Source organism: Butyrivibrio sp. INlla18 (genome assembly GCF_900103635.1).
Lineage (GTDB): Bacteria > Bacillota > Clostridia > Lachnospirales > Lachnospiraceae > Butyrivibrio.
On sequence record NZ_FMXK01000006.1, the window covers coordinates 136,057 to 161,978 of the forward strand.

The following is a 25,922-nucleotide window of genomic DNA, read 5'->3' on the forward strand; positions in this document are numbered from 1 at the left end:
ATATGAGTGATAAAACAAACGCTACCTTTGGACTTAAGGTTATATCAGTTAATGGTGTTTTCTACGATGACAGGGCAGAAGAGATCATTCTTCCATGTGAGGACGGAGAACTTGCTATTTTAGCAGAACATGAGGAGATGATACTTGCTTTGTCTGATGGGATCATTAAGATAAAAAAGCCAGGAGGAGAATGGCTTGTAGGCGTAGTGAGCCTTGGCTCTGTTCAGGTTGCCAACAACAGATGTATTGTTCTTGTTAATACTGTTGAGAGACCTGAGGATATCGACAAGAGAAGAGCTCAGGAAGCCTATGAATTTGCCATGGAACATTTGGCACAAAAGCAGTCTATCAAAGAGTTCAAGAAATCCCAGGCAGGACTTGCAAGAGCTCTTTCAAGACTTAAGGCTGCATCTAAGTATACTGACTAAGTGGGGAATGAGATTTGATTTCGTTGAAAAAAAATATTTTAACTAGCATTATGATCATGGCTATGTGTTTTGTTATGGCAGGCTGTGGGGTACAGAAGTCAGAGGAACTTGATACATATAAGACAAACATGTCTAATTTTTATGATAAGCTTGCTTATTATGACAATGCCATTAATTCAATAGACACCAGTTCAGAGGGTGCCAAGGCAGAACTTTTAGGCTATCTTGATGAGATGAATGAAGAGTACAAGAAAATGGCAGAGTATGAGATACCTGACCAGTTTTCTGGTATATCAGATATAGCAAAAGAAGCTGCAGATTACATGCAGATGGCTAATGAGTTTTATCATCAGGCATATGATGGGGACTTTGATGAGGATAGTGAGGCACTTGCTTCTCAGTATTATCAGAGAGCTAACAGCAGAGCTCATGTAATCTTACAGGTTCTTCATGGAGAAGTTCCATCAGGAGAGGGAGTAACTGTTACTACCGAAGAGTCCTATCAGTTCTCTACAGTAGCGACAAGTTCTGAAGAATGAATACATTTTTATATTTGATCAAATTTATAGCATCCATGTGTGTCATTGCAATACACACCCGCTTTAGCGGTGTGTTTGGTGACATTGTGGATGCTACTTCTAGATTTGCAGTTCCTTTCTTTTTTGCTGTTTCAGGTAGATTCTTACTTCCTCATGAGATGACACAAATTCCTGATATCAGGCGTAAAGTAGGGAAATCTTTAGTTAAAACTTTAAAGGTGACTACCGTAGTCTATTTAGTCTATAGTATCTATTCACTGATCTATCATCTATGCATTGGTGAGTCTTTTTTTGGATGGCTTTCTTCAAAGTATAATCTTTCAGAGGCCAGATGGTTTTTCCTTTTTAATTCAGGCAAGTTCGTATATGATGGCTCTTTTACCTTTGATCATATGTGGTACCTGTTTGCACTTATATATGTATATGGTCTGATCTATATCTTTGCACCAGTTTTAAGGAAATGGTACAAGGCACTTATTGGAATATTGCTGTTTTTCTTATTCTTTGGACAGCTCCTTCAAAATTATTATCCAATAAGACCCTTTGGAATCAGCGTAAACACATGGTATGTCATGAGAAACTGGCTTTTTGTGGGAATGCCTTTTGTGCTCATGGGCATATTGTTTTCAGACTATGTTGCAAGTAGGAAAGAAGCACTTTCAGATACAGAGTATAAATCTTTAACTTTAAAATGGGCACTTTTTGGAAAAGTGGATATATTTGTAGGCTTGATATCTGGCGTTATAGAGTTTATCATTTTTGGAAAAAAGGAAGTATATTTGGGGTCACTTCTTATTGTTATCGGAATCCTCTTTTTGTCTGAATGCGGGATTACCGGTGGAAGATACCTTTGGAAGATTGGCAAAGAGGGATCTTCTAACATCTATTTTTACCACGTACTTGTGATCAGTTTACTTGATCAGCTTTCTAATATGGGCTATATTCCGGTGATACCTATGAATGTTAAGCCTGTTTTGATAATGGTGATCTGCATACTTTTGGTATGGCTTATTCCATCATATATATTGAATAAAAGGAAGATAAAATGAACAAAGAAGCTTTTTTGAAATTTTGCGAAAATAAAATGATATTCCTTGATGGCGCTACAGGCACTAACCTTATGAAGGCTGGGATGCCAGCTGGAGTGTGCCCTGAAAAGTGGATCTTGGAGCACAAGGACGTAATGCTGGAGCTTCAGAAGGCTTATGTGGACGCTGGTTCAGATATTATCTATGCTCCAACCTTTACCGGAAATAGGATCAAGCTATCTGACTATGGTCTTAATGACCAGATAAAAGAGATAAATACAGAGCTTGTTAAACTGGCCAAAGAGGCTGCAGGAGACAAGGCTCTTGTTGCTGGTGACATCACTATGACAGGCAGACAGTTAAAGCCTATAGGTGACCTTGATTTCGAAGAGCTTGTTGATGTTTATAAGGAACAGATAAAGATATTAGAAGAGGCTGGCTGCGATATTTTGGTAGTAGAGACTATGATGAGCCTTCAGGAGTGCAGAGCAGCTCTTATTGCGGCTTCTGAAGTTACAGATATGGCCGTTATGGTAACCCTTACCTTTGAAGCAGACGGTAGGACTCTTTATGGTTCTGATGCGGCTTCTAGTGCTATTACTCTAGAGGCTATGGGCGCAAGTGCAATTGGTGCTAACTGTTCAACTGGCCCAGACAAGATGGAAGAAGTAATAAGGAATATGGCTGAGGTTACTCGTATTCCTATTATTGCTAAGCCTAACGCAGGTCTTCCTTCTGTTGATGCAAATGGTAACACTGAATATGATATGGACGCAGGAGTATTTACTACAGAGATTGAAAGGCTTATAAATGCAGGTGCTTCGATCCTTGGTGGATGCTGTGGTTCAACACCTGAATATATTGCGTCACTTAAAAAGACCTATGGAGACCGCAAGATTGATAAAGATATTCCAAGAAAGATCTCAGGAAGAAGATATCTTTCATCTGAGAGAAGGAGTCTTTCCTTTGGAATGGATGATCTTTTCATGATAGTAGGAGAGAGAATCAATCCTACTGGTAAAAAGAAACTTCAGGCAGAGCTTCGTGAAGGAAATCTCGATATGGTATCTGATTTTGCCAGAAGCCAGGAAGAAGATGGAGCCTCAGTTCTTGATATCAATGTGGGAATGAGCGGTATCGATGAAAAGGAAATGATGCTAAAGGTAATGGAAGAAGTAATTTCTATTACAGACCTTCCTCTTTGCATTGATACTAGTAGCGCAGAAGTAATGGAGGTAGCTCTTAGACTATATCCTGGAAGAGCTCTTATGAACTCCATATCTCTTGAAAAGGGAAAGGCTGAAAAGTTCCTTCCTCTTGCCAAGAAGTATGGTGCTATGTTTATCTTACTTCCTCTTAACCCAGAGGGACTTCCAAAAAATACTGAGGAAAAGATATCCAATATCAATACACTGTCTCAGATGGCTTATGACATGGGCATGACTCGGGAAGATATTGTGGTAGATGGTCTTGTTGCTACAGTTGGTGCTGATCCAAATGCAGCGATCAATACTTTAGATACTATTGGATATTGCCATGACAACGGTTTTGCTACCATTTGCGGACTTTCCAATATCTCTTTTGGTCTGCCTCAGAGAATGAACGTCAACACCGCCTTCCTTACAATGGCTATTTCAAGAGGCCTTTCTATGGCTATTGCCAATCCATCTCAGGAGCTTTTGGTAAATGCGGCCTTTGCATCAGATCTTTTACGCAACAAGGAAGGCGCAGATATCAGATACATTCAGAGAATGCAAAGATATGAAGAGGTGAAAGACGCTACAGCTGGTACTTCAAAAGAAGTTAAAGCTCCTTTAGTAAATAGTGACAATATTCTTGATATAATAAAACAAGATGTACTAAATGGTTCTAAGAGAACTATTGTAAAAGATACAGAGAGAGCAATAAATGAAGGAATTGAGCCTAGAGTTATTCTTGATAACGTTTTGATGCCTGCTATCAATGAAGTTGGCGATCTTTTTGATAAGGGCAAATATTTCCTTCCACAGCTTATTTCTGGAGCAGAGGCTATGAAGTTATCTATCGGTTATTTAGAGCCTCTTTTACAAAAGGGAGCAGATAGCGGTAATAAACTTCCATCTATCGTAATTGCTACTGTCCATGGGGACATTCATGATATTGGCAAGAATCTTGTAGCTCTTATGCTCAAGAACTATGGCTTTAATGTTATAGATCTTGGAAAAGATGTGCCAAAAGAGGAGATCATCAAGGCTGCTAAGGAGAATAATGCAAGTATAATAGCTCTTTCAGCTCTTATGACTACTACCATGAAAGAAATGAAGAACGTGGTGGATCTTGCCAAGAAAGAAGATGTTTCCAGCAAGATCATTATCGGAGGAGCGGTAGTAACTCAGGATTATGCAGATGAGATCGGAGCAGATGGCTATTCTTCTGATGCAGCAGATGCAGTAAGAGTAGTTAAGCAGATCTTAAACATATAATGATTTGAAGGAGGAAGTACCTATGATCGGAGCTGAGGCAATAGTAAAATGCCTTGAAAAAGAAAAAACAGATGTTATTTTTGGATATTCAGGTGTAGCTATTGATCCATTTTGGAACAAGATGCTGGATTCTGATATTAAAAGAGTCCTTATTCGAACAGAGCAAAATGCAGCCCACTGCGCCAGTGGATACGCTAGGATCAGCGGCAAGGTAGGAGTGTGTGCTGTTACATCAGGCCCTGGTGCCACAAATCTTATCACAGGTATTGCAACTGCCTATGCAGATAGTATTCCTCTCGTAGCTATTACTGGACAGGTAAATAGTGACATGATAGGAAGTGATGTTTTTCAGGAGGCTGATATCACAGGTGCTGTGGAGTCTTTTGTAAAATATAGCTATCTTGTTCGTGATGTAAATGATATTCCAAGAATATTTAAGGAGGCCTTCTTTATTGCCAGCACTGGTAGAAAGGGACCTGTACTTATTGATATTCCTTATGATATTCAGCTATCTGAACTTACTACAAAGTTTAGCTATCCCGAGTCAATCTCTATGAGAACCTATAAGCCAACTGTTAATGGAAATATGGCTCAGATCAAAAAAGTCATAAAAGAAGTTGAAAAGGCAAAACGCCCTATTATCTGTGCTGGTGGCGGTGTTCACTTAAGCGGCGCAGTAGAAGAACTTAGAAAATTTGCAGAACTAAATAATGTTCCTGTTGTATCAACTATGATGGGAATAGGTGTTATGCCAACTGACCATCCTTTGTATTTTGGAATGGTAGGAAACAATGGACAGTCCTATGCAAACAGGGCTATGAATGAATCAGATCTTCTGCTTATGGTAGGAGCAAGAGTTGCTGATAGAGCAGTTAACAGACCAGATCTTATTACAGAGAATAAGGTCATGGTCCATATTGATGTTGATCCTGCTGAGATTGGCAAAAATGTTGGTCCGACAATTCCTCTTGTAGGTGATATCAAGCATATTTTCCATGACTTCTTGGAAATGGATGATCATGCTGATGATCATAGAGAATGGGTTAAGCTTCTTGAAAAATATAAGAAAGAGAACGCTTCTCAAAAGATTGAAAGTAAAGATGGATATCTTGATCCTAAGGACTTTATTTGTAAGCTTTCAGAATGCATGAAGGATGATGCAATTTATGTAGCTGATGTAGGTCAGAATCAGATGTGGTCTTGTGAGTGCAGTAAGGTTCGTGATGGACGATTCCTTACATCAGGAGGAATGGGAACTATGGGTTATTCTATTCCTGCTGCTATGGGTGCCAAGATTGCTGCTCCAAACAAACAGGTGGTAGCTGTGATCGGCGATGGCGCATTTCAGATGTCTATGATGGAGCTTGCTACCATGAGACAGTATGGAATACCTGTAAAGATCGTGGTCATGAAAAATGGCTATCTTGGAATGGTAAGAGAGCATCAGCATTTTGCTTACAACGATAATTATTCAATGGTTGAGCTTTCTGGAGATCCGGATCTTTCTATGATTGCAGCAGCATATGGCATGGATTATATGAAGATCAATGGCGATAGCAACGTGATAAAGGATATAAAAGCTTTCCTGAAGGATGATAATTCTTCGCTTATGGAAGTGGTTGTAGACCCGATGGCACTTACAAAATAATCGTAACACATGTTATCTACCTATGAAAGGGCGATGATTATATGAAAAGAATATATTCTGTTTTGGTTGAAAATAGAGCTGGTGTACTTTCTAAGGTATCAGGACTCTTTTCCCGTAGAAATTTCAATATAGATTCACTGGTTGTAGGAGAGACCAATGACAAGAGCGTATCCTGCATGACTATTGTATCAACCGGTGATGAGAGAACTATTGAGCAGATTGAAAAGCAGTTAAATAAAAAAATAGATGTTATTAAGGTAAAGACCTTTAAGGAAAGTATGAGTATAAACAGAGAGCTCATGCTAATAAAGGTTAAGTACAACAAAGATAACAGAAGAGATATCATGGAAAACTGCGAGATCATGAATGCCCAGATAGTTGATATGTCAAAGAACATGATGATCATACAGATATGTGATACTTCCGAAAGAATTGAGCTCTTTATCGAGATGTTAAAGAGTGTCAGCATTGTGGAGATTGCTCGTACTGGAACTGTAGCACTTACTAAGTGTAAGGAGATGTAGAAAAATATAATAACAACAGTCGTTATTATAATTCCAGATTAAGCAATTAAGATCAGTGTTTTGTGCACTGATCTTTTATTTGAACAATGCACTTTATTGCAGTAAAATATTGCAAGTTTAAAGCTTGAAAGAATTTCTTGTTGACATAGCACATCAAAAGAGTATAATTTGATTAAATTAGTTGGATTTAGCGGACTAATAATCGTAAATATGGTTCAAAAACCACGTGACAGGGCATACAAAATATTCACAATTTAAAGTGTGAAAGTATAGGCGCCAACACTGCAATTGAACCACATATTTTGAGGAGAAAAAATGCGTAAAAAGGTATTTCAGCTTTTAGTTGATAACAATCCTGGTACACTTTCAAGAATTTCAGGTTTGTTTTCACGAAGAGGCTACAACATTGAGAGCATAACAGCAGGAACTACCGCTGATCCTAGATTCACACGTATCACTATCGTTGCATCTGGAGACGATGTGATCCTTGATCAGATTGAGAAGCAGGTATCCAAGCTGGTTGACGTAAGGGATATTCATGAACTTCTGCCCGAGGACAGTGTTTATAGAGAGCTTGCCCTTGTTAAGGTTAGAGCAGAAGCTGATCAGAGACAGAGCATACTTGCTACTGCTGATATTTTCAGAGGCAATATCATTGATGTAAGTCCAGATTCACTCATCATCGAGATAACAGGTAATCAGTCAAAGATTGACGCCTTCTTAAAGCTTCTTGAAGGCTACGAGATCCTCGAGCTTGCTCGTACAGGTATTGCAGGTCTTGGAAGAGGAACAGATAAAGTCATCTATCTAGATGAGTAAATAAAGGGCGGAAATTACGCCCATACCACATTTTTAGGAGGAAGAAGAAATGTCACAGGATGCTAGAATTTTTTATCAGGAAGATTGTAATCTTTCATTACTTGAGGGTAAGACAATTGCTATTATTGGTTATGGTTCACAGGGACATGCTCATGCCCTTAACCTCAAGGATTCAGGATGCAACGTAATCATCGGTCTTTATGAAGGTTCTAAGAGCAAAGCTAAGGCTGAGGCTCAGGGACTTAAGGTTTATAACACAGCAGAAGCTGCTAAGATGGCTGATATCATCATGATCCTCATCAATGATGAGAAGCAGGCCAAGATGTACAAAGAGGACATCGAGCCAAACCTTCAGCCAGGCAACATGCTCATGTTTGCTCATGGTTTCAATGTTCACTTTGGACTTATCAAGGCTCCTAAGGATGTAGACGTTACAATGATCGCTCCTAAGGCTCCTGGACATACAGTTCGTTCTGAGTACCAGGCTGGAAAGGGAACACCTTGTCTTGTTGCTGTAGAGCAGGATGCAACAGGTAAGGCTCTTGATCTTGCACTTGCATATGGTGCTGGAATTGGTGGAGCAAGAGCTGGTCTTTTAGAGACAACATTCAGAACAGAGACAGAGACTGACCTCTTTGGTGAGCAGGCTGTTCTTTGCGGCGGTGTTTGTGCTCTTATGCAGGCTGGTTTCGATACACTTGTTGAGGCTGGTTATGATCCAAGAAATGCATACTTCGAGTGCGTACACGAGATGAAGCTCATCGTTGACCTTATCTATCAGTCAGGCTTTGCTGGAATGAGATATTCAATCTCTAACACAGCTGAGTATGGTGATTACATCACAGGTCCTAAGCTCATCACAGATGAGACCAAGAAGACAATGAAGAAGATCCTTTCAGATATCCAGGATGGAACATTCGCTAAGGAATTCCTCCTTGATATGTCAGAAGCTGGCGGACAGGTTCACTTCAAGGCTATGAGAAAGCTTCACGCTGAGCATCCATCAGAGCAGATCGGTGCTGAGATCAGAAAGCTTTACAGCTGGAATAACGAGTCAGACAAGCTTATTAACAACTAATTTGAAAATGTTACAAATATAGACTAATATAGAGAGGGTGTCATTTATGATGACACCCTTTTATTATGTGTTTTGTTAAGAGGTATTATGAAAATGTCTGAAGAGAAAAAGTCTGAGAAAAAGAAGTATTATGTGCCTATAGTGATGTTTTTGAGCGCATTCCTTATGTATGTGCTGGCGGCACTTCCTATTTTTGTTAGGAGAGGTCTGCCTTTCTTTTACTATGGCGATTATAACGTACAGCAGATACCATTTTATCTTGCTGCCCATAGAGCAGTAGAAAACGGTGATTTTTTCTGGAACTGGAATATTGATCTTGGTGGTACTATGTTTGGCGACTTTGCCTTTTATCTTTGGGGAAGCCCATTTTTTTGGATCACTATGCTCTTTGATGAGAGTGCGATTCCATATCTTATGCCATTTCTGATGGCACTTAAATATGCTACAGCTGCTACATGTGCATATCTTTATATTTCACGTTATGTCCACAAATATACCTATGCTATGGTAGGTGGCTATCTCTATGCATTTTCCGGCTTTAACGCCTGCAACATCGTATTTAACCACTTTACTGATTCAGTAGCATTTTTCCCATTGTTCCTTATGGCCTTTGAGAATCTTATGGCAGTGGATCACAAGGATGAAGAGGGCGCCTTTAAGCTTTCAGGTAAGCCATTTATTCTTTTTGCGCTTATAACTGCATTTATGTCCATAGTTAACTATTATTTCTTCTTTGGCCAGGTGTTGTTCCTTGTTATCTATTTCTTTGTAAGATACACACAGGGTAATAACTTTAAGACTATCTGCATGATGTTTATTAGAGCCCTTCTTGGTGGCATTACAGGTGTTATGCTTGCTGCATTTTTCCTGTTGCAGGCCTTTGCAGGAATTCAGGGTAACTCTAGACTAGATAATTACATAAATGGCTATGATATCCTTGTTTATCCAAGTGAGAAGCTTTTGTGGGATATCGTAAAGAGCCTTTCTATGCTTCCTGATATCATTGGTAAGGGAACCTTGTTCTATACAGGAACAGTCAAGAATGCTTCCCTTGCAGCATATATTCCTTTATTTGGTATTTCAGGTGTTGTTGCGTTCTTTTTACTTAACAAAAAGAAGAGAAACTGGGAAAAGACTATCCTTATCGTATGCGCAGTTATGGCTGTGATCCCGGTATTTAATGCATCTTTTTCCATGTTCAACAGCTCATATTATGCTAGATGGTTCTACATGCCAATTCTCATCATGTGCCTTATGACAGCACAGGTTGCAGAAAGAGGAAAGTCTCACCAGCTTAAGGTTGGTACTGTTGTTGCAGTTATCATGTTCCTTTTCTTTGTGGGTGTATATTTCTTCCCATCCAAGAATGATGCGGGCGAAACAGTTTTCTTTAACATGACTGAGAATAGCAAGATCTTCCTTTTGGATGTTCTCGGAACAGCCATCATGAGCTTTATCCTCCTTATCCTGGTATTTGTAATTCCAAAGAAGATAGGCAAAAAAGACAGATTCCCAATTACTATAAGAGATAGGATTGTACTCTTTACAGTTATTGCAAGCTGCATCTTATCAACCTTTATACCACTTCAGAACGGAAGCTCTATCATAAGTGATAAGGGTAAGATCAAGTGGCAGGAGCAGATGCTCTTTAATAAGACAGTAGTTGATCAAAGTGATTTCTGCAGAGGAGAAGTGGACAGTACCTCCACCAACTATGATATGGCTTGGGGAATCCCTTCAATTCATTGCTTCCTTAGTACCGTTCCATCTGAGATCTTTGATTTCCTTCATGGAACACTTGGTATTAACAGAACAGTAGAGACCACTATCCCTGTTAATAGAGTAGGAGCTAGGGCTATTCTTTCTGCAAGGTACTATATGGAAAATGCCATCATCAGCAAGAACAGGATCTTTAACAATGGCGAAGGTACAGACGGCTACGTTTTCCATGATTCGCAGAATGGTTTTGACGTATTTGAAAATAAGAACTTTATCCCAATGGGATTTACCTATGATTACTACATAACAGAGTCTGAGTGGGAAGACCTTGATCCTGAAGACCATGACTATGACCTTTCTAGGGCACTTATCATTTCTGATGATGATGCTCTTAAATACGGTGATAGCCTTATTATGACTGAGCTTACAGCAGAAGATCTCATAAATGATGAGATGAACTACTATAGATTTGAAAAAGAGTGCGACAATAGAAAAGCTACTTCTTGTTCAAGTTTTGTTACAGATACTTACGGCTTTAGTGCTACAACCTCAATACTAAAGGATAACACTTTGGTATTCTTCTCAGTGCCATTTACAGAGGGCTTTAGCTGCACAGTAGATGGAAAAGAGACAGAGATTGTAAGAGCTGATTATGGTCTTATGGCAATACCAGTATCTGGCGGCGTTCATGAGATCAGAGTTACCTATACACCAGAAGGGTTCAAAAATGGCGGCACTCTTAGTTTGTTAGCCCTTGTTATTCTCTTGGGTTATGGCATTTGCACATTAAAAATAATCAAGAAAAACGATTAAATTTGTTATGTGTTTTACTTCCTTTTACTATGTTATATTTACTATATTGTTTTTGATATAAATTAAGGCAAGGAGATATGACAGTATGAGCGGAATGACCATGAGCCAGAAGATTTTGGCAGCACATGCGGGACTTTCAGAGGTTAAGGCTGGACAGCTTATTGAGGCTGATCTTGATCTTGTCCTTGGTAATGACATTACAAGCCCTGTAGCTATCAAAGAAATGTCAAAGTTCACAAAAGAGGGAGTATTTGATAAGGACAAGATTGCCCTTGTTCCAGATCATTTTGTACCAAACAAAGATATTAAATCTGCTGAGAACTGCAAATGCGTTAGGGAGTTTGCTATTAAGAACAAGATCACTAACTATTTTGAAGTAGGTAAGATGGGCATTGAGCATGCTCTTTTACCAGAGCAGGGACTTACAGTTCCAGGAGACCTTATAATCGGTGCAGATTCACACACTTGTACCTACGGCGCTTTGGGAGCATTTTCTACAGGTATCGGATCTACTGATATGGCTGCTGGAATGGCTACAGGTAAGGCGTGGTTCAAGGTTCCATCAGCTATCAAGTTCAATATTGTAGGCAAGCCTTCAAAATGGGTAAGTGGTAAGGATGTCATTCTCCATATCATTGGTATGATCGGTGTTGACGGAGCTCTTTATAAGTCAATGGAATTTGTAGGAGAGGGTATAAAGAACCTTTCTATGGATGACAGATTTACTATTGCCAACATGGCTATCGAAGCTGGCGGCAAGAACGGAATCTTCCCTGTAGACGACATTGCTATGGCTTATGTTAAGGAACATGCGCCAAACAAGAAGTTTACAGTATATGAAGCTGATGAGGATGCTGAGTATGATGAGGAGTACACAATTGACCTTAGCAGTTTAAAGCCAACTGTTGCGTTCCCACATCTTCCAGAGAATACTCATACCTTTGATGATATAAAAGATATCAAGATAGATCAGGTAGTAATTGGATCTTGCACAAACGGCAGAATTGATGACCTTAGAATAGCTGCGGAGGTCCTTGCTGGTCATCACGTAGCAGAAGGAATCAGATGTATCGTGATCCCTGCTACTCAGAAGATCTATCTGACAGCAATGGAAGAGGGACTTTTAAAGACCTTTGTAGAAGCCGGAGCTATCGTATCAACTCCAACCTGCGGACCATGTCTTGGCGGATATATGGGAGTTCTTGCATCAGGTGAAAGATGCGTTTCTACTACAAACAGAAACTTTGTAGGAAGAATGGGAGCTATTGATTCTGAGATTTATCTTGCTTCCCCTGCTGTTGCAGCGGCAAGCGCAGTAACAGGCAAAATATCACAGCCATCAGAGCTGGGACTTTAATGGAGGAGGAAAGGTAAGATGAAGGCAGCAAGAGGTACCGTTTTTAAATATGGCGATAACGTTGACACAGATGTGATCATTCCTGCAAGATATCTGAATACCACAGATGGCTCTGAACTAGCAAGGCACTGCATGGAAGATATCGATAAAGACTTTGCTAATAAGGTTAAGGCTGGAGATATCATAGTTGCTGACAAAAACTTTGGATGTGGCTCATCTAGAGAACATGCTCCGCTTGCTATTAAGTGCGCTGGTGTTAGCTGTGTTGTAGCCAAGAGCTTTGCAAGGATCTTTTACAGAAACAGCATCAACATAGGACTTCCTATTATCGAGTGCGAGGAAGCTGCTGAGGCTATAAAGGCTGGAGATGTTGTAAACATTGACTTTGACTCAGGCGTAATTACAGATGAGACAACAGGAAAGAGCTTTAAAGGCCAGGCATTCCCTCCATTTATGCAAAAGATAATAGACTCAGAGGGACTTATAAATTACATAAATCAAAAGTAAGATAAACTTTTCAGGGTGGCAGAAAAAGCCACCCTGTTTTTTGTTATTCCAAAAACTTAGAATGGTAACTGTTTTTTGGTTGTCGCCTTTAAAAATGTACTGATTTATATTATTATTGTAAGGGTATGAATACGGAGGACGATATGAACAGATTATTTTGTGTTATTCCTTGTTATAACGAAGAGGAAGTACTTCATGAAACTGCAAGTAGGCTTGAAGACAAGATCAGAAGCCTTATTGCAGCAGGTAAGATTGCAGAAGATAGTAGGATCTTATTTGTAAATGATGGATCTAAAGACAAGACTTGGAGCATCATTAGTGAACTTCATGAAAAAAGTGAGTTATTCCAGGGAATAAACTTATCTAAAAATATGGGACATCAGAATGCTCTTTTAGCTGGTCTTATGACAGCAAAAGACCTTTGCGATGCAGCAATATCTCTTGACGCAGATCTTCAGGATGATATCAATGCTATCGATGCGATGGTTGATAAATTCCTTAATGGAGCAGATGTTGTCTATGGTGTCAGATCCAAAAGAGCTACTGACACATTCTTTAAGAAATTCACAGCAGAATCTTTTTATAAGCTTATGAATGCCCTTGGAGCCAATACTGTCTACAACCACGCTGATTACAGACTCATGAGTAGACGTGCCCTTCAGGCACTATCTGAGTTTGGCGAAGTTAACTTATTCCTTAGAGGAATCGTTCCAATGGTTGGCTTTAACTCAGATGTTGTTTACTACGAGAGAGCAGAGAGATTTGCAGGAGAAAGTAAATATCCTCTTCGCAAGATGCTAAGCTTTGCTATGGAAGGTATCACAAGCCTTAGCACCAAGCCTATCAAGATGATCACAGGCCTTGGCGTTAGCATCTTCCTTGTGAGCATCATTGTACTTATCTATTCACTTGTACGACATTTTACAGGTCATACGATTCCTGGATGGACTACAACAGTTCTTTCTGTTTGGGCTATTGGCGGACTTATTATGATCTCCCTTGGCGTAATTGGTGAGTACATTGGCAAGATCTACCTTGAGACCAAGAATAGACCTCGCTTTATCATCAGAGATTATATCGGTGATGAAGAGGATGTTGAGATCGCAAATTATACATACAAAAGATAAATACAGATAGGAGTTTTTACTTAAAATGGCAAACGGACACGGCAAGAAACCAGAAGACTTTAAGAAACAGATGGAGGAGAATTTTAAAGTTGCTCCTGGCGCTAATACACATGTAAAGAAAGTTATCGGAATCGTAAGTGGTAAGGGCGGCGTTGGAAAGAGCCTTGTTACAGGTCTTTCAGCTACTTACATGAATAGAAAGGGCTACAAGACAGCAATCATGGATGCTGATATTACAGGTCCTTCAATTCCTAAGATGTTTGGAATCGGCAAATTAAACGTTGCTGATGAAAATGGTCTTATTCCTGCAGTAACAGAGCATGGTACCAAGGTTATGTCTCTTAATATGCTCATGGATCATGAGACTGATCCTGTTATCTGGAGAGGTCCAGTTATAGCAGGTATTGTTAAACAGTTCTGGTCAGATGTTAACTGGGGCGATGTGGACTTTATGTTTGTAGATATGCCTCCTGGAACAGGAGATGTGCCTCTTACAGTTTTCCAGTCTCTTCCTGTTGATGGAATCATTGTTGTATCAACTCCTCAGGAGCTTGTTAACATGATCGTAGAGAAGGCTGTTAACATGGCCAATATGATGAATATTCCAGTTCTCGGTATCGTTGAGAATATGAGCTATATGAAGTGCCCTCACTGCGGAGAGATGCTTAATATCTTTGGTGAGAGCGGTCTTGAAGCTTATGCAGCTTCTAAGGGACTTAGCGTTCTTGGCAGAATCCCTCTTGATCCAGAGTTTGCATCACTTTGCGACGCAGGCAAGATCGAAGATATGAAGGAAGATTATCTTGATAGTCTTGTATATATCCTTGAAGGAATGATCGAATAAAAACTTATTGTTCGGAGAAAAGTGTTATGAAAATGAAACCAGAGAAAAATCAAGTAACATGGGGCATTACCATATTTGTATTATGCGTGGCAGTTATGCTGGCATATTCGGTCATATTTCATGGCAAGACTCTGACTAAGAGCTTTACAAATATCATAGATGGTCTTTCAGGAATCATCATTGGTATCGTTATTGCCTATATTCTCATCCCTTTACTTGAGGGCATTGAGGAAAAGATACTTTATCCTTTATTCAAGCTTTGTGGCAAGGAAGTATCTGTTTTTGATAAAAAAGACAAGAAGGCAAGAGGAACTATCAGAAAGATAGCAGTTCTTTTGACTATGATCATATTCCTTTTTATCGTTTATGGACTCTTTAGGGTCATCATTCCTCAGCTCATAGACAGTATCAAAGAGATCGCAACAAACCTGCCTATCTATATTAGAAATATGGATGAGTATTCTAATATGTTCCTTAGTAACAATCCAGATCTTCAAAAGATCATTGATTCACAGCTGGATCAATACTATGAGAACTTAAGTGAGTTTATGACCAAGAAGCTCCTTCCTATGCTTCCTTCAGCTGATACTATGGTGAAGTTTGCATCAAAGAGCCTTCTTTCAATTATTGGAGGCGTTCTTGATATAGTTGTCGGAGTTTTTGTTGCTATCTACGTCCTTAATTCCAAGGAACGTTTTTCAACAATTGGCAAAAAGATGGCTTATGCTACATTCAGAGAAGATTTTGCAAACGAGCTTATTGGCGGCTTCCGCTTTGCAAACAACACCTTTGAGAGCTTTATTGGTGGTAAGCTTATCGATTCACTTATCATCGGTGTTATCTGCTATATAGGTTGTGCATTTGCACTTCATATTGACTATCCTGTACTTATTTCTGTGATAGTTGGTGTGACCAATATCATTCCATTCTTTGGTCCATACATCGGTGGAATAGCAGGCGCATTATTACTTGTCTTGATCGATCCTATCCAGGCCCTTGTATTCCTTATCTTTGTCATTATCCTTCAGCAGCTTGATGGCAATATCTTGGGACCAAGGATCCTTGGAAGCTCAACAGGTCTTTCAAGCTTTTGGGTTATCTTCTCGATTACCTTATTTGGTAAGCTTTTGGGAATAGTAGGTTGGCTCATAGGTGTTCCTATCTTTGCTGTATTCTATGCACTGATCGCCAAGATCACTAACGTGCTTCTTGAAAAGAAGAACTTAAGTACCGCTACACAGGATTACTATGATCTTGCTTATATTGAAGATGGTGAAAAGAAATCCCTTAGCGACAAGAACAATAACAAGTTCAACGCCAGCAAGGAAGCAGATACTTTCAATAAGATCTTTAATTTTGAAGGCATCAAAGAAAAACTAGGAGAAAAAAGATCAAGAAAAGAAGATAAAAAATCTGAAAAAAAGGATAATGATAACGCTTGACGGCTGAAATCAAAGGTCTATAATGTTATTTGTTATCGCTTTGGCGTGTTAAAGTTTGGAAGGGGATGAAGAAATGAGTAAGAAGAATTTAGACTGGGCAAATATTGGATTCAGCTATATGGTAGCTGATAAGAGATTTGTATCTAACTATAAAGATGGAAAGTGGGATGACGGTGTCATTACAGAGAATTCCATGGTCACACTTTCAGAAGATGCTGGTGTTCTTCATTACGCACAGGAATGTTTCGAAGGACTTAAGGCATATGAGACAGAAGATGGTAAGATCGTAACCTTCAGACCTGACCTGAACGCAGCTAGAATGGAAGATTCTGCTAAGAGACTTGAGATGCCTCCATTCCCAGCTGAGAGATTTATCAAAGCTGTAGAAGAAGTTGTAGCAGCCAATAAAGATTGGGTTCCACCTTTCGGAAGTGGAGCAACTCTTTACATCAGACCTGTTATGTTCGCTACAGGAAATGTTATCGGTGTTAAGCCTGCTGATGAATATCAGTTCAGAATTTTCGTAACACCTGTTGGACCTTACTTCAAGGGCGGTGCTAAGCCTATCGTTGTTAAGATAAGTGACTTTGACAGAGCAGCACCTCATGGAACAGGTAACATTAAGGCTGGTCTTAACTATGCTATGAGCCTTCATGCTATCGTTACTGCTCATGAAGAGGGATTTGCTGAGAACGTTTATCTTGATGCTGAGTCAAGAACATATATCGAGGAGACTGGTGGAGCTAACATCATCTTCGTTACAAAGGAAGGCGGACTTGTAGTTCCTAAGTCACACACAGATTCAATTCTTCCATCAATCACAAGAAGATCTATCGTTTATGTAGCAAGAGAGATCCTTGGACTTGATGTAGAGGAGAGACCTGTTAAGCTTTCAGAGGTTGAGAACTTTGCAGAGATGGGACTTTGCGGAACAGCTGCAGTTATCAGTCCTGTTGGTAAGATCAATGATCATGGCAAAGAGATCTGCTTCCCTAGTGGAATGGATGAGATGGGACCAGTTATCAAGAAGCTCTATGATACTCTCACAGGTATCCAGATGGGTAAGGTTCCTGCTCCAGAGGGATGGATCCACGTTATCGAATAATTTGTTAGTTCATTTGAGGGCAAAAGATTTTTTCTTTTGCCCTCTTTTTTATACATTCAATGTGGTAGAATATAAGGAGTTTAGGAGAAAGCGGGGAGATTTTGGCTTGATAGCATATGTTAATGGAATCCTTGAAAATATTGAAGAGGGGAATGCTGTTATAGACGTTAATGGCGTTGGATATAATGTGAACATCTCCGGAAATACTATGGATAGGATGCCTGGTATCGGAGAAGTTGTTAAGCTTTATACATATACTAATGTAAAAGAGGATGCTTTTACATTATTTGGATTTTTATCTAGGGATGAGCTGAATTTATTCAAGATGCTCATTACCGTCAATGGAATTGGACCTAAGGGTGGTCTTTCTATTTTGTCTGTTATGAGTCCTGATGACCTCAGATTTGCAATAATAGCAGGAGATAGTGCATCAATTGCCAAGGCTCCTGGAATAGGCAAAAAGACAGCTGAGAGGATAACTCTTGAGCTTAGGGATAAGATAAAGGCTACAGAGGATGATATGCTTTCATACAAGTCAGCTGCTAGCGATGATCTGTCTGGTGAGGGAGCTCTTTCAAAGGATGAAGCTGTGGCAGCACTTGTTGCTCTTGGCTACAACTCATCAGAAGCAGTTAAGGCTGTTAGAAAGGTTCTTTCTACAGATCCTGATGCAGCATCTGATACAGAAGTACTTCTTAAGAAAGCACTTAAGGAAATGTTCTGATAATTACTATTGGAGAGTTTTAGATTAGTATGGAAAAAAGAAAGATAGTAACATCAAGGGGAATTGATGCTGAAGCTAATATAGAAGATTCAAGGATCGAAGGTTCACTTCGCCCAAAGAGCCTTGATAGCTACATTGGTCAAAAGAAAATAAAAGAAAGTCTTAAGATATATATTGAGGCTGCTAAGGGAAGAGGCGAAAGCCTTGACCATTTGCTGTTCTATGGACCTCCTGGACTTGGTAAGACTACTCTTGCGGGCATTATTGCAAATGAGATGGGAGTTAATATCAAGATCACCAGCGGACCAGCAATAGAAAAGCCTGGTGACATGGCAGCAATCCTTAATAATCTTCAGGAAGGTGATATTCTTTTTGTAGATGAGATCCATAGACTTAACAGACAGGTAGAAGAAGTTCTTTATCCTGCAATGGAAGATTATGCTATTGATATCATGATAGGAAAGGGACCTACAGCAAGGTCCATAAGGCTTGACCTTCCTCACTTTACACTTATAGGAGCAACTACAAGAGCCGGAATGCTCTCAGCACCACTTCGTGACAGATTTGGAATGATCCACAGGATGGAGTTTTATGATATTGATGAGCTTTGTACCATCATCATGCAGTCTGCTGGCATTCTTGGAGTTGAGGTTGATGCAAATGGAGCCAAGGAGATGGCAAGGCGCAGCAGAGGAACCCCTAGACTAGCAAATAGAATACTTAAGAGAGTAAGAGATTTTGCCCAGGTTAAGTATGACGGCGTTATTACTGAGAAGGTTGCCAACGTGGCACTTGACCTTATGGATGTTGACAAGATGGGACTTGATCATACAGATCGAAATCTTCTGATGACTATGATAGATAAGTTTGGAGGCGGCCCAGTTGGACTTGATACTTTGGCAGCTGCTATTGGGGAAGATGCTGGCACTATAGAAGATGTCTACGAGCCTTATCTTATCAAGAATGGACTTATCAATAGAACGCCAAGAGGCCGTGTAGTCACGGATCTAGCACTTACACATTTAGGACTTGAAAAGTAAAGTCTCTGTGATTTATAATTTTACCATGCAATTACGAGGGGGAAAGATAGATGGCATCTAAGACAGATACCGAAGTAATCATAGGCGGAAAAGTATTTACTCTTAGCGGATATGAGAGCGAGGAGTACCTTCAGAAGGTTGCTTCATATATTAACAACAAAATATCTGAATACAACAAGATTGACGGTTTTAAGAGACAGCCTATTGATACACAGAATGTTCTTTTACAGCTTAACATTGCTGATGACTATTTTAAGTCCAAGAAGCAGATCGAGCTTATGGAAGAGCAGCTTTCCGAAAAAGAAAAAGAATTATACGATATCAAACATGAGCTGATCGCAACTCAGATCAAGCTTGAGAATACAGAGAAAAATAGTAAGTCACTCCAGACTAAGCTTGATGAATCATCCAAGAAGATCATTCAGCTTGAAACACAAGTAAAGAGTGCAAAGAAATAAGACTTTGAGGGCTGTCTTTTGACAGCCTTTTTCATTAGTGTGATTTATAGATAGGAATTATTATGGTTGAATTACTTGCCCCTGCTGGGGGCTATGAAACAATGGTGGGAGCATTTAATGCAGGTGCTGACGCCGTTTATCTTGGAGGTTCTAAGTTTGGAGCCAGAGCTTATGCTGACAATTTTGATAAAGAGCAGGTTCTGGATGCCATTTCTTATGCCCATTTACATGGCAAAAAGATCTATATGACAGTTAATACATTGGTCAAGGAAAGAGAGTATGGAGAAGTTTACGACTTCATGCTTCCTTTTGCCGAAAAGAAGCTTGATGGTGTTATTGTTCAGGATCTTGGTGTTATGAAGCTTATAAGAGATGAGTTTCCTGAAATTGAGCTTCACGGTAGTACCCAGCAGACAGTTACAGGTGTTTATGGAGCAAGGCTCTTAAAGGAACTTGGCTGCGTGAGAGTGGTGCCTGCAAGAGAGCTTAGCCTTCCTGAGATGAAGAGGATCAGACAGGAAGCTGACATAGAGGTTGAAGCCTTTATTCATGGTGCTATGTGCTATTGCTATTCTGGAATGTGCTTATTTAGTAGCATGGTTGGAACCAGAAGCGGCAATAGAGGTAGATGTGCTCAGCCATGTAGACTCCCTTATCGCTCAGATCTTGCTGGTAAGTCTAAGGAGCAATATCCACTTAGTCTTAAGGATATGTGCACAGTAGACCTCATTCCAGAGCTTATTGAGGCTGGAATTGATTCTTTTAAGATAGAAGGCAGGATGAAAAAGCCTGAGTATGCCGCAGGTGTAACTTCAATTTACAGAAAGTATATTGATTTATATTATAAGGAACCAGATAAAAAGCATGAGATTTCCCGTGAAGATATGGAAATCTTAAGATCGTTATATCTAAGAACGGAGATAAGTCAGGGTTATTATCACAAGCATAATGGCAAAGATATGGTCACACTTGCTTCTCCAGCCTATAACGGCACATCTGACGCTGTTCTTGCTGATATCAAAGATAGATTTCTTGGGGGTGAGCTCAAGATCAAATGTGATATTAACTGTGAGCTTATTCTTGATGAGGACATCTGTATCACTATGTCTGCCATGAAGGGAAAAGTGCTTATTACTAAAGAGATCAGAGGTAGTAAGGTTCAAGCTGCGTCAAAGCGTCCTATGGATGAAGAGAGCGTATATAAACAGCTTTCAAGACTTGGAAACACTCCTTTTGAAGCTGAGAATATTACTATATCTATTGATGATAAAGGAAATGGGGCAGGTATATTTGTGCCTGTAAGTGAACTTAACGAGCTTAGGAGATCTTTGTGTGAAGAGATGGAAAAAGCTCTTTTGACAGATGATAATGCTGATGCAGAGATTTCCAAAAAGAATACTGATAAGGAAACACATGACACAAAGATAAGTCTTCCAAAGAATGTTAAGGGAGATGTGCATGTACTGGTAACTACTAAGGACCAGCTTGAAGTAGCATTACAAAAAGCTGATGAATACAGAGATATTACAAGGATCTACGTTGATAGTAATCTGTATCAAGCGCTTGATAAAGGTCCTTCAAAGCGTGATGGATTAGAGCTTATGGTGGCTCTTCCTTATATGACAAGAACTGAGCAGTATGACGGAGTCTTAGAGATTGGGCGCATCATAGATTCACTTGAAGATAAAGGATTTGATGGAGTATTAGTCAGAAACCTTGAACAGCTTGGATTTTTACATGACAGAAAGTATTCTGGCAAAGTTATTCTTGATTATGGAATCTATATTTGGAATGAACAGGCTGCAGAAATGCTAAAGGATTTAGCTACTGAGGCTTCAATTCCTTATGAACTTACATTCCATGAGGCCAAAGAGGTTTCTGATAAGGTTAGGCAAAAGACAGGTCTTCCTGAAACCTACAATATTTATGGATACACACCTATGATGATAAGTGCTGGCTGCGTAAAAAAGACCCTTGGAAGTTGCAGCGGATTTCAGAATAAGCTTCACTCTGAGAAGCTTTCAATTTATGACAGAATGGACAATGAGCTTAAGATCACTACCAATTGTCTTGACTGTTATAATGTTATTTGGAATGCACATCCTACATCACTTCACAAGAAGCTGGGTAATATACAGGATGCGGGATGCTTTGATCATTACCGGATAGATATGTCTGTTGAAAGTTCCAAAGAATGTGCAGATATCATCAGCTATTATCTTGATAGCTTAAAAGGCGAGAGTGTTTCTGACATTTTTGAGAATGCAGAATATACTACAGGACATTATAAGCGCGGAGTAGAGTAACTAGATGGAAGTATATATTACTGAAATATCCAAATATGTCATTGCAGGACTTCTTTTCCTATATACATTAGAAGCCTTCATGGCATTTAGATTTAAGAATGAGGAAAAGAGAAAATGGCTCTATGCCAGACAGATAATACTTATGTTTGCAGTTCAGATTGCATGCTTTGTGCAGATCATGGCTAGAACTGGTAAAGCAGTCTACTTGTTTTTCTTCGCTTTTCAGATCATAATATTTGCCTCGGTGATAATGCTTTTTTATATTATCTATCCTGAAGGCAACAGGCTAATTATCAATAATAGCTGCATGCTTCTTATGATAGGAATGATCATTTTGACAAGGCTTTCTTATGACAGAGCGGTGAGACAGTTCTTTATCATAGTTGCATCCTTTGTTATAGGCTTTTTTGTTCCAGAGATCATTTTTAAGTTTGATTTTCTCAAGAAGTTTACATGGATATATGCGGCACTTGGCGTTACAGCAATTGGTGTAGTTCTTTTGCTTGGAGCAGTTACAAATGGTTCCAAGATCTCATACACGGTGGGCGGTATCACATTCCAGCCCTCTGAAGTAGTTAAGATACTTTTTCTTTTCTTTATGGCGGGAGCATTGTATTCCTCAGAAAATATATGGCAGCTCTTACTTACTTCATTTGTGGCAGCTGTGCACGTTATTATTCTGGTCTTGTCAAAAGACCTTGGAAGTGCGCTTATTTTCTTTGTGATATACCTTGCCATGATCTATATCTCAACAGAGAATATAGGCTATCTTGCTATGGGACTTGGTTTTGCAACCCTTGCAAGTGCAGTTGCATACCAGCATTTTTCTCATGTTCAGGTGAGAGTACGAGCTTGGATGGATCCTTTTACTGATATTGAAGGCTCAGGATACCAGGTATCACAGTCTTTGTTTGGTATTAGTAGTGGTGGATGGTTTGGAGTAGGTCTTTATGGAGGCTCACCTTCCTCAATACCATTTGTTGAGCAGGACTTTATCTTTTCAGCTATAGCAGAGGAGCTTGGAGTTATATTTGCTGTGATGATGGCACTTATCTGTGTCAGTACCTTTATTGAGATCATGAGGATAGGATATTTTCTTCGTGACAAATATTATAGGCTTGTGGTATGCGGTATCGGAGTAGCTTATATTTTCCAGACTTTCCTAACTATCGGAGGTGGAGCTAAGTTCATTCCTTTAACAGGTGTCACACTTCCTTTTGTTAGCTACGGTGGATCCTCTGTCCTTGTTACTATCATAATGATCATGATAGTTGAAGGAATCTGTATGATCAGAACCGATGAAAAGAAAGAAGCAATAGAACGTATTAGAAGGCAAAGAGATAATGAGAGAAGAAAAGCTTCGCAGCGAGACTAAAAAGAAAAAAAGAATAAGATCATATCCGATCATAGTATTATCCATCGTTTATTGTCTTTTGTTTGCTTCAATGCTTGGATATATCTGTTATTACTCCTATACAAACAAGCAGGAGTTTATGAATAACAAGTACAACACCAGACAGCAGATACTGACAGCCAAGAATAAAAGAGGGGACATACTTTCAAGGGAGGGTGAAGTTCTGGCAACTACAGAGCTTGATGCTGAAGGCAAAGAAAAAAGAGTATACCCTTATGAAAAAGAGTTTGCTCATGTAGTAGGTTATTCAACAAATGGAAAGTCCGGAATAGAGGAGTTTGCCAATTATTACCTAATAAACACAAGTATTGAGCTTTCTGAGAAGGCAGCGCTTGATAAAGCAGGTCAGAAGTACCCTGGTGACAACGTTATCACAACCCTTGATACTCATCTTCAGGAAGTGGCATACAATGCACTTGCTTCTAGAAAAGGAGCTATCATTGTTACAGATCCAAAGACTGGTGAGATCCTTGCTATGGTCTCCAAGCCAGACTTTGATCCTAATACCATAGCAGCAGAGTGGGATAACATGTTAAAAGACACATCTGGGGATGCCAAGCTCCTTAATAGAGCAACGCAAGGTTTATACCCACCTGGATCCACTTTTAAGATCGTAACCTCAATAGCTTATCTTACTGAACATCCAACAGATTATACTCAGTATAGATTTAGTTGTAATGGTAAATTTGCAAAAGGAAGTGATGTGATCTCATGTTATCACGGAGAAAATCATGGAAACCTTGATTTTTACGGCTCTTTTGCTGAGTCCTGTAACTCTTCCTACGCTAATATAGGTCTTTCTGTTAATCAAAAGACCTTTAATGATACCTTGGATAAGCTAATGTTCGGGCAGGACCTTCCTGTTAACTTTAGATATTCAAAAAGTAGTGCTGAATATACTGCAGGCATGTCAACAGCAGATGTGATGCAGCTATCTATTGGTCAGGGCACAACAGCAGTGTCTCCGCTTCATATCAATATGATAACCTCTGCAATTGCCAATGATGGCGTTCTCATGAAGCCTCATCTTATTTCTGAGGTTAAATGTGCTAATGGAAAAGTGGTAGATACATTCCAAGAGGAAAAGGTTAAGAGACTTATTTCCAGTGAAGAAGCTGGGATCCTTAGAGATATGATGGAGCAGGTAGTTCTTAAGGGAACAGCCAGCAAATTAAAAGGCCTTTCCTACACAGCGGCAGGAAAGACCGGTTCAGCAGAGTTTAATTCAAATTCTGACTCACATGCGTGGTTTACAGGTTATGCTCCAGCTGATGATCCTGAGATCTGCGTTACTATCATAGTAGAAAACGCAGGAAGTGGCGGAAGCTACGCTGTTCCAATTGCAAAGAGAATCTTCGATGCATACTTTGGAGTAGAATGATCAGAATACTGATATGATAAACAGATCATTTCTGGTAGAAAGATCTATAAGTGAATTATCATCATTCATTTTAATGAGAGGGCGTGAGAGCGCTCTCTCATTTATTAATATGATCTCACCGATCTTGCCGTTATTTAGCTGAACATTAAAGCCAAGCTGTGAGTTAGCTAGGTGAGACAGGATTGATTTGATCGATGCATAGTCGTACTTGGTCAGACCTTCGTTTTCATAGTTGGCTATGATCTGGAATGGGTGAAGCTTTTGTCTATAGGCTCTTGGAGAAGTCATAGCTTCGTAAGTGTCTATGATAGCTATATATTTAGCGAATCTATCTATTTCGTGGTCCTTAAGAGCTTTTGGATAACCGGTTCCATCGCATCTTTCGTGGTGCTGAAGAGTAGCATTTAATACATGCTGATCAAAACCTCCAAGAGAAGCAAGGAAATCGTGACCTATAGTTGTGTGCTGCATAACAAGTCTATATTCTTCTGAGGTGAGCTTTTCTGGCTTCCACAAAATAGAATATGGAATGCTAAGCTTACCAATGTCGTAAACAAAAGCGCAGTATATGAGCAGGTCTATATCTTTGTTTGAAAGACCTAGCCATGTACCAAAGACGCTGGCAATAAGCGCTGAGTTAAGGCAGTGAGCATGGATGAGGTCATCTTCACTTGGGAGCATGTTGTAAAGATAATCCAAAAGAAGTTCACCGCTTCTAGCACATACAATGATATTTCTGTAAACTTCCATAAGCTGCTGCATATTGATAGGCTGTCTGTTGTTTACAGATGTAAGCATAAGGTTTTTGTATACAGGGAAATAAATATTATAGGTCGATTCAAACTTCTTGAATCCTTCGCTTTGTCTTACTTTCTCAAAGTGTGTAGTGATAAAATCGGATTCTTCCTTGATCTGAATGACCATTATAGATTGTCTTGCAAGTTTTTCGATGATGTTTTCTGTAATTTTGGTATTGGCAGAAACAATGATCTCATTCTTGTAATTGAGAATATCTTCCGCGGTGATCATACCGGGCTTTAATTCCATTCTAGCGACTGCTTTCATTTAGTTCTCCATATCATTCCGTCATGTGATATACTTATCATTGGATTTATTCTAATATAAAATCCTTGTTTTGGATAGATTTTCTGTACATGGG

At 39.5% G+C, this 25,922-nt stretch carries 22 protein-coding genes; 21 read left to right on the forward strand and 1 reads right to left on the reverse strand.

Features of this window, described 5'->3' with window-relative positions; all coding sequences use genetic code 11:
- Positions 1–2: 2 nt before the first annotated feature.
- The 21 genes from atpC to BLS24_RS04795 all read left to right on the forward strand — a co-directional run bounded on the left by atpC (position 3) and on the right by BLS24_RS04795 (position 24,763).
- Positions 3–428 (forward strand): ATP synthase F1 subunit epsilon, encoded by a 426-nt coding sequence (gene atpC / locus BLS24_RS04695; protein WP_091756614.1) that lies wholly within the window; start codon positions 3–5, stop codon positions 426–428.
- Between the two features lie 23 nt (positions 429–451).
- Positions 452–967 carry a hypothetical protein gene (locus BLS24_RS04700; protein ID WP_091756616.1) on the forward strand — a complete coding sequence of 172 codons (516 nt, stop codon included), beginning with the start codon at positions 452–454 and terminating at the stop codon, positions 965–967.
- Complete coding sequence (locus BLS24_RS04705; protein ID WP_091756618.1) at positions 964–2,016, forward strand: acyltransferase family protein; 1,053 nt, start codon at positions 964–966, stop codon at positions 2,014–2,016. Before BLS24_RS04700 ends, BLS24_RS04705 begins: the two co-directional genes overlap by 4 nt.
- Positions 2,013–4,457 carry a homocysteine S-methyltransferase family protein gene (locus tag BLS24_RS04710; protein ID WP_091756620.1) on the forward strand — a complete coding sequence of 815 codons (2,445 nt, stop codon included), beginning with the start codon at positions 2,013–2,015 and terminating at the stop codon, positions 4,455–4,457. The genes BLS24_RS04705 and BLS24_RS04710 overlap by 4 nt, the downstream gene beginning before the upstream one ends.
- Positions 4,458–4,479: 22 nt before the next feature.
- Positions 4,480–6,105, forward strand: a complete 1,626-nt coding sequence (gene ilvB, locus BLS24_RS04715; RefSeq protein ID WP_091756622.1) for a biosynthetic-type acetolactate synthase large subunit — start codon at positions 4,480–4,482, stop codon at positions 6,103–6,105.
- Between the two features lie 41 nt (positions 6,106–6,146).
- Entirely contained in the window at positions 6,147–6,629 is a 483-nt protein-coding gene (gene ilvN, locus BLS24_RS04720; protein ID WP_091756624.1) for an acetolactate synthase small subunit, read from the forward strand.
- Between the two features lie 315 nt (positions 6,630–6,944).
- Complete coding sequence (gene ilvN, locus BLS24_RS04725) at positions 6,945–7,448, forward strand: acetolactate synthase small subunit (protein WP_072702281.1); 504 nt, start codon at positions 6,945–6,947, stop codon at positions 7,446–7,448.
- Between the two features lie 49 nt (positions 7,449–7,497).
- A complete protein-coding gene (gene ilvC / locus BLS24_RS04730) occupies positions 7,498–8,526 on the forward strand; it encodes a ketol-acid reductoisomerase (protein WP_091756626.1) in 1,029 nt (342 codons plus the stop codon).
- Between the two features lie 93 nt (positions 8,527–8,619).
- Entirely contained in the window at positions 8,620–11,058 is a 2,439-nt protein-coding gene (locus BLS24_RS04735; RefSeq protein ID WP_176764334.1) for a YfhO family protein, read from the forward strand.
- 85 nt (positions 11,059–11,143) lie between these two features.
- Complete coding sequence (leuC, locus tag BLS24_RS04740) at positions 11,144–12,415, forward strand: 3-isopropylmalate dehydratase large subunit (RefSeq protein ID WP_091756630.1); 1,272 nt, start codon at positions 11,144–11,146, stop codon at positions 12,413–12,415.
- A gap of 18 nt (positions 12,416–12,433) precedes the next feature.
- The gene (gene leuD / locus BLS24_RS04745) at positions 12,434–12,922 is read left to right on the forward strand and encodes a 3-isopropylmalate dehydratase small subunit (RefSeq protein ID WP_091756632.1); all 489 of its coding nucleotides are present in this window, start codon (positions 12,434–12,436) and stop codon (positions 12,920–12,922) included.
- Positions 12,923–13,065: 143 nt separating this feature from the next.
- Positions 13,066–14,049: a glycosyltransferase family 2 protein gene (locus tag BLS24_RS04750; protein WP_091756634.1), complete on the forward strand. Its 984-nt coding sequence runs from the start codon at positions 13,066–13,068 to the stop codon at positions 14,047–14,049.
- Between the two features lie 25 nt (positions 14,050–14,074).
- Complete coding sequence (locus tag BLS24_RS04755; RefSeq protein ID WP_091756637.1) at positions 14,075–14,893, forward strand: Mrp/NBP35 family ATP-binding protein; 819 nt, start codon at positions 14,075–14,077, stop codon at positions 14,891–14,893.
- A 26-nt stretch (positions 14,894–14,919) separates the two neighbouring features.
- Positions 14,920–16,335, forward strand: coding sequence for an AI-2E family transporter (locus tag BLS24_RS04760; RefSeq protein WP_091756639.1), 1,416 nt, complete (start codon positions 14,920–14,922; stop codon positions 16,333–16,335).
- A gap of 73 nt (positions 16,336–16,408) precedes the next feature.
- Positions 16,409–17,440 (forward strand): branched-chain amino acid aminotransferase, encoded by a 1,032-nt coding sequence (locus tag BLS24_RS04765; RefSeq protein ID WP_091756643.1) that lies wholly within the window; start codon positions 16,409–16,411, stop codon positions 17,438–17,440.
- 106 nt (positions 17,441–17,546) lie between these two features.
- Positions 17,547–18,164: a Holliday junction branch migration protein RuvA gene (gene ruvA / locus BLS24_RS04770; protein WP_091756645.1), complete on the forward strand. Its 618-nt coding sequence runs from the start codon at positions 17,547–17,549 to the stop codon at positions 18,162–18,164.
- A 29-nt stretch (positions 18,165–18,193) separates the two neighbouring features.
- Complete coding sequence (gene ruvB / locus BLS24_RS04775; RefSeq protein WP_071176260.1) at positions 18,194–19,204, forward strand: Holliday junction branch migration DNA helicase RuvB; 1,011 nt, start codon at positions 18,194–18,196, stop codon at positions 19,202–19,204.
- 50 nt (positions 19,205–19,254) lie between these two features.
- Positions 19,255–19,662 carry a cell division protein ZapA gene (zapA, locus tag BLS24_RS04780; RefSeq protein ID WP_091756647.1) on the forward strand — a complete coding sequence of 136 codons (408 nt, stop codon included), beginning with the start codon at positions 19,255–19,257 and terminating at the stop codon, positions 19,660–19,662.
- Positions 19,663–19,724: 62 nt separating this feature from the next.
- A complete protein-coding gene (locus BLS24_RS04785) occupies positions 19,725–21,968 on the forward strand; it encodes a peptidase U32 family protein (RefSeq protein WP_091756649.1) in 2,244 nt (747 codons plus the stop codon).
- A gap of 4 nt (positions 21,969–21,972) precedes the next feature.
- Positions 21,973–23,343: an FtsW/RodA/SpoVE family cell cycle protein gene (locus BLS24_RS04790; RefSeq protein WP_091756651.1), complete on the forward strand. Its 1,371-nt coding sequence runs from the start codon at positions 21,973–21,975 to the stop codon at positions 23,341–23,343.
- Positions 23,312–24,763: a peptidoglycan D,D-transpeptidase FtsI family protein gene (locus tag BLS24_RS04795; protein WP_091756654.1), complete on the forward strand. Its 1,452-nt coding sequence runs from the start codon at positions 23,312–23,314 to the stop codon at positions 24,761–24,763. Before BLS24_RS04790 ends, BLS24_RS04795 begins: the two co-directional genes overlap by 32 nt.
- Here BLS24_RS04795 and BLS24_RS04800 read toward each other — a convergent pair whose 3' ends face one another.
- Positions 24,764–25,828 carry an HD-GYP domain-containing protein gene (locus BLS24_RS04800; protein WP_091756656.1) on the reverse strand — a complete coding sequence of 355 codons (1,065 nt, stop codon included), beginning with the start codon at positions 25,826–25,828 and terminating at the stop codon, positions 24,764–24,766.
- Positions 25,829–25,922: the final 94 nt, after the last annotated feature.

What these genes read in the sequence shown, in the direction of transcription:
- atpC (WP_091756614.1), top strand. Translation starts at nt 3, where the DNA reads ATGAGTGATAAAACAAACGCTACCTTTGGACTTAAGGTTATATCAGTT.
- BLS24_RS04705 (WP_091756618.1), top strand. Translation starts at nt 964, where the DNA reads ATGAATACATTTTTATATTTGATCAAATTTATAGCATCCATGTGTGTC.
- BLS24_RS04710 (WP_091756620.1), top strand. Translation starts at nt 2,013, where the DNA reads ATGAACAAAGAAGCTTTTTTGAAATTTTGCGAAAATAAAATGATATTC.
- ilvB (WP_091756622.1), top strand. Translation starts at nt 4,480, where the DNA reads ATGATCGGAGCTGAGGCAATAGTAAAATGCCTTGAAAAAGAAAAAACA.
- ilvN (WP_091756624.1), top strand. Translation starts at nt 6,147, where the DNA reads ATGAAAAGAATATATTCTGTTTTGGTTGAAAATAGAGCTGGTGTACTT.
- ilvN (WP_072702281.1), top strand. Translation starts at nt 6,945, where the DNA reads ATGCGTAAAAAGGTATTTCAGCTTTTAGTTGATAACAATCCTGGTACA.
- ilvC (WP_091756626.1), top strand. Translation starts at nt 7,498, where the DNA reads ATGTCACAGGATGCTAGAATTTTTTATCAGGAAGATTGTAATCTTTCA.
- BLS24_RS04735 (WP_176764334.1), top strand. Translation starts at nt 8,620, where the DNA reads ATGTCTGAAGAGAAAAAGTCTGAGAAAAAGAAGTATTATGTGCCTATA.
- leuC (WP_091756630.1), top strand. Translation starts at nt 11,144, where the DNA reads ATGAGCGGAATGACCATGAGCCAGAAGATTTTGGCAGCACATGCGGGA.
- leuD (WP_091756632.1), top strand. Translation starts at nt 12,434, where the DNA reads ATGAAGGCAGCAAGAGGTACCGTTTTTAAATATGGCGATAACGTTGAC.
- BLS24_RS04750 (WP_091756634.1), top strand. Translation starts at nt 13,066, where the DNA reads ATGAACAGATTATTTTGTGTTATTCCTTGTTATAACGAAGAGGAAGTA.
- BLS24_RS04755 (WP_091756637.1), top strand. Translation starts at nt 14,075, where the DNA reads ATGGCAAACGGACACGGCAAGAAACCAGAAGACTTTAAGAAACAGATG.
- BLS24_RS04760 (WP_091756639.1), top strand. Translation starts at nt 14,920, where the DNA reads ATGAAAATGAAACCAGAGAAAAATCAAGTAACATGGGGCATTACCATA.
- BLS24_RS04765 (WP_091756643.1), top strand. Translation starts at nt 16,409, where the DNA reads ATGAGTAAGAAGAATTTAGACTGGGCAAATATTGGATTCAGCTATATG.
- ruvB (WP_071176260.1), top strand. Translation starts at nt 18,194, where the DNA reads ATGGAAAAAAGAAAGATAGTAACATCAAGGGGAATTGATGCTGAAGCT.
- zapA (WP_091756647.1), top strand. Translation starts at nt 19,255, where the DNA reads ATGGCATCTAAGACAGATACCGAAGTAATCATAGGCGGAAAAGTATTT.
- BLS24_RS04785 (WP_091756649.1), top strand. Translation starts at nt 19,725, where the DNA reads ATGGTTGAATTACTTGCCCCTGCTGGGGGCTATGAAACAATGGTGGGA.
- BLS24_RS04790 (WP_091756651.1), top strand. Translation starts at nt 21,973, where the DNA reads ATGGAAGTATATATTACTGAAATATCCAAATATGTCATTGCAGGACTT.
- BLS24_RS04795 (WP_091756654.1), top strand. Translation starts at nt 23,312, where the DNA reads ATGAGAGAAGAAAAGCTTCGCAGCGAGACTAAAAAGAAAAAAAGAATA.
- BLS24_RS04800 (WP_091756656.1), bottom strand. Translation starts at nt 25,828, where the DNA reads ATGAAAGCAGTCGCTAGAATGGAATTAAAGCCCGGTATGATCACCGCG.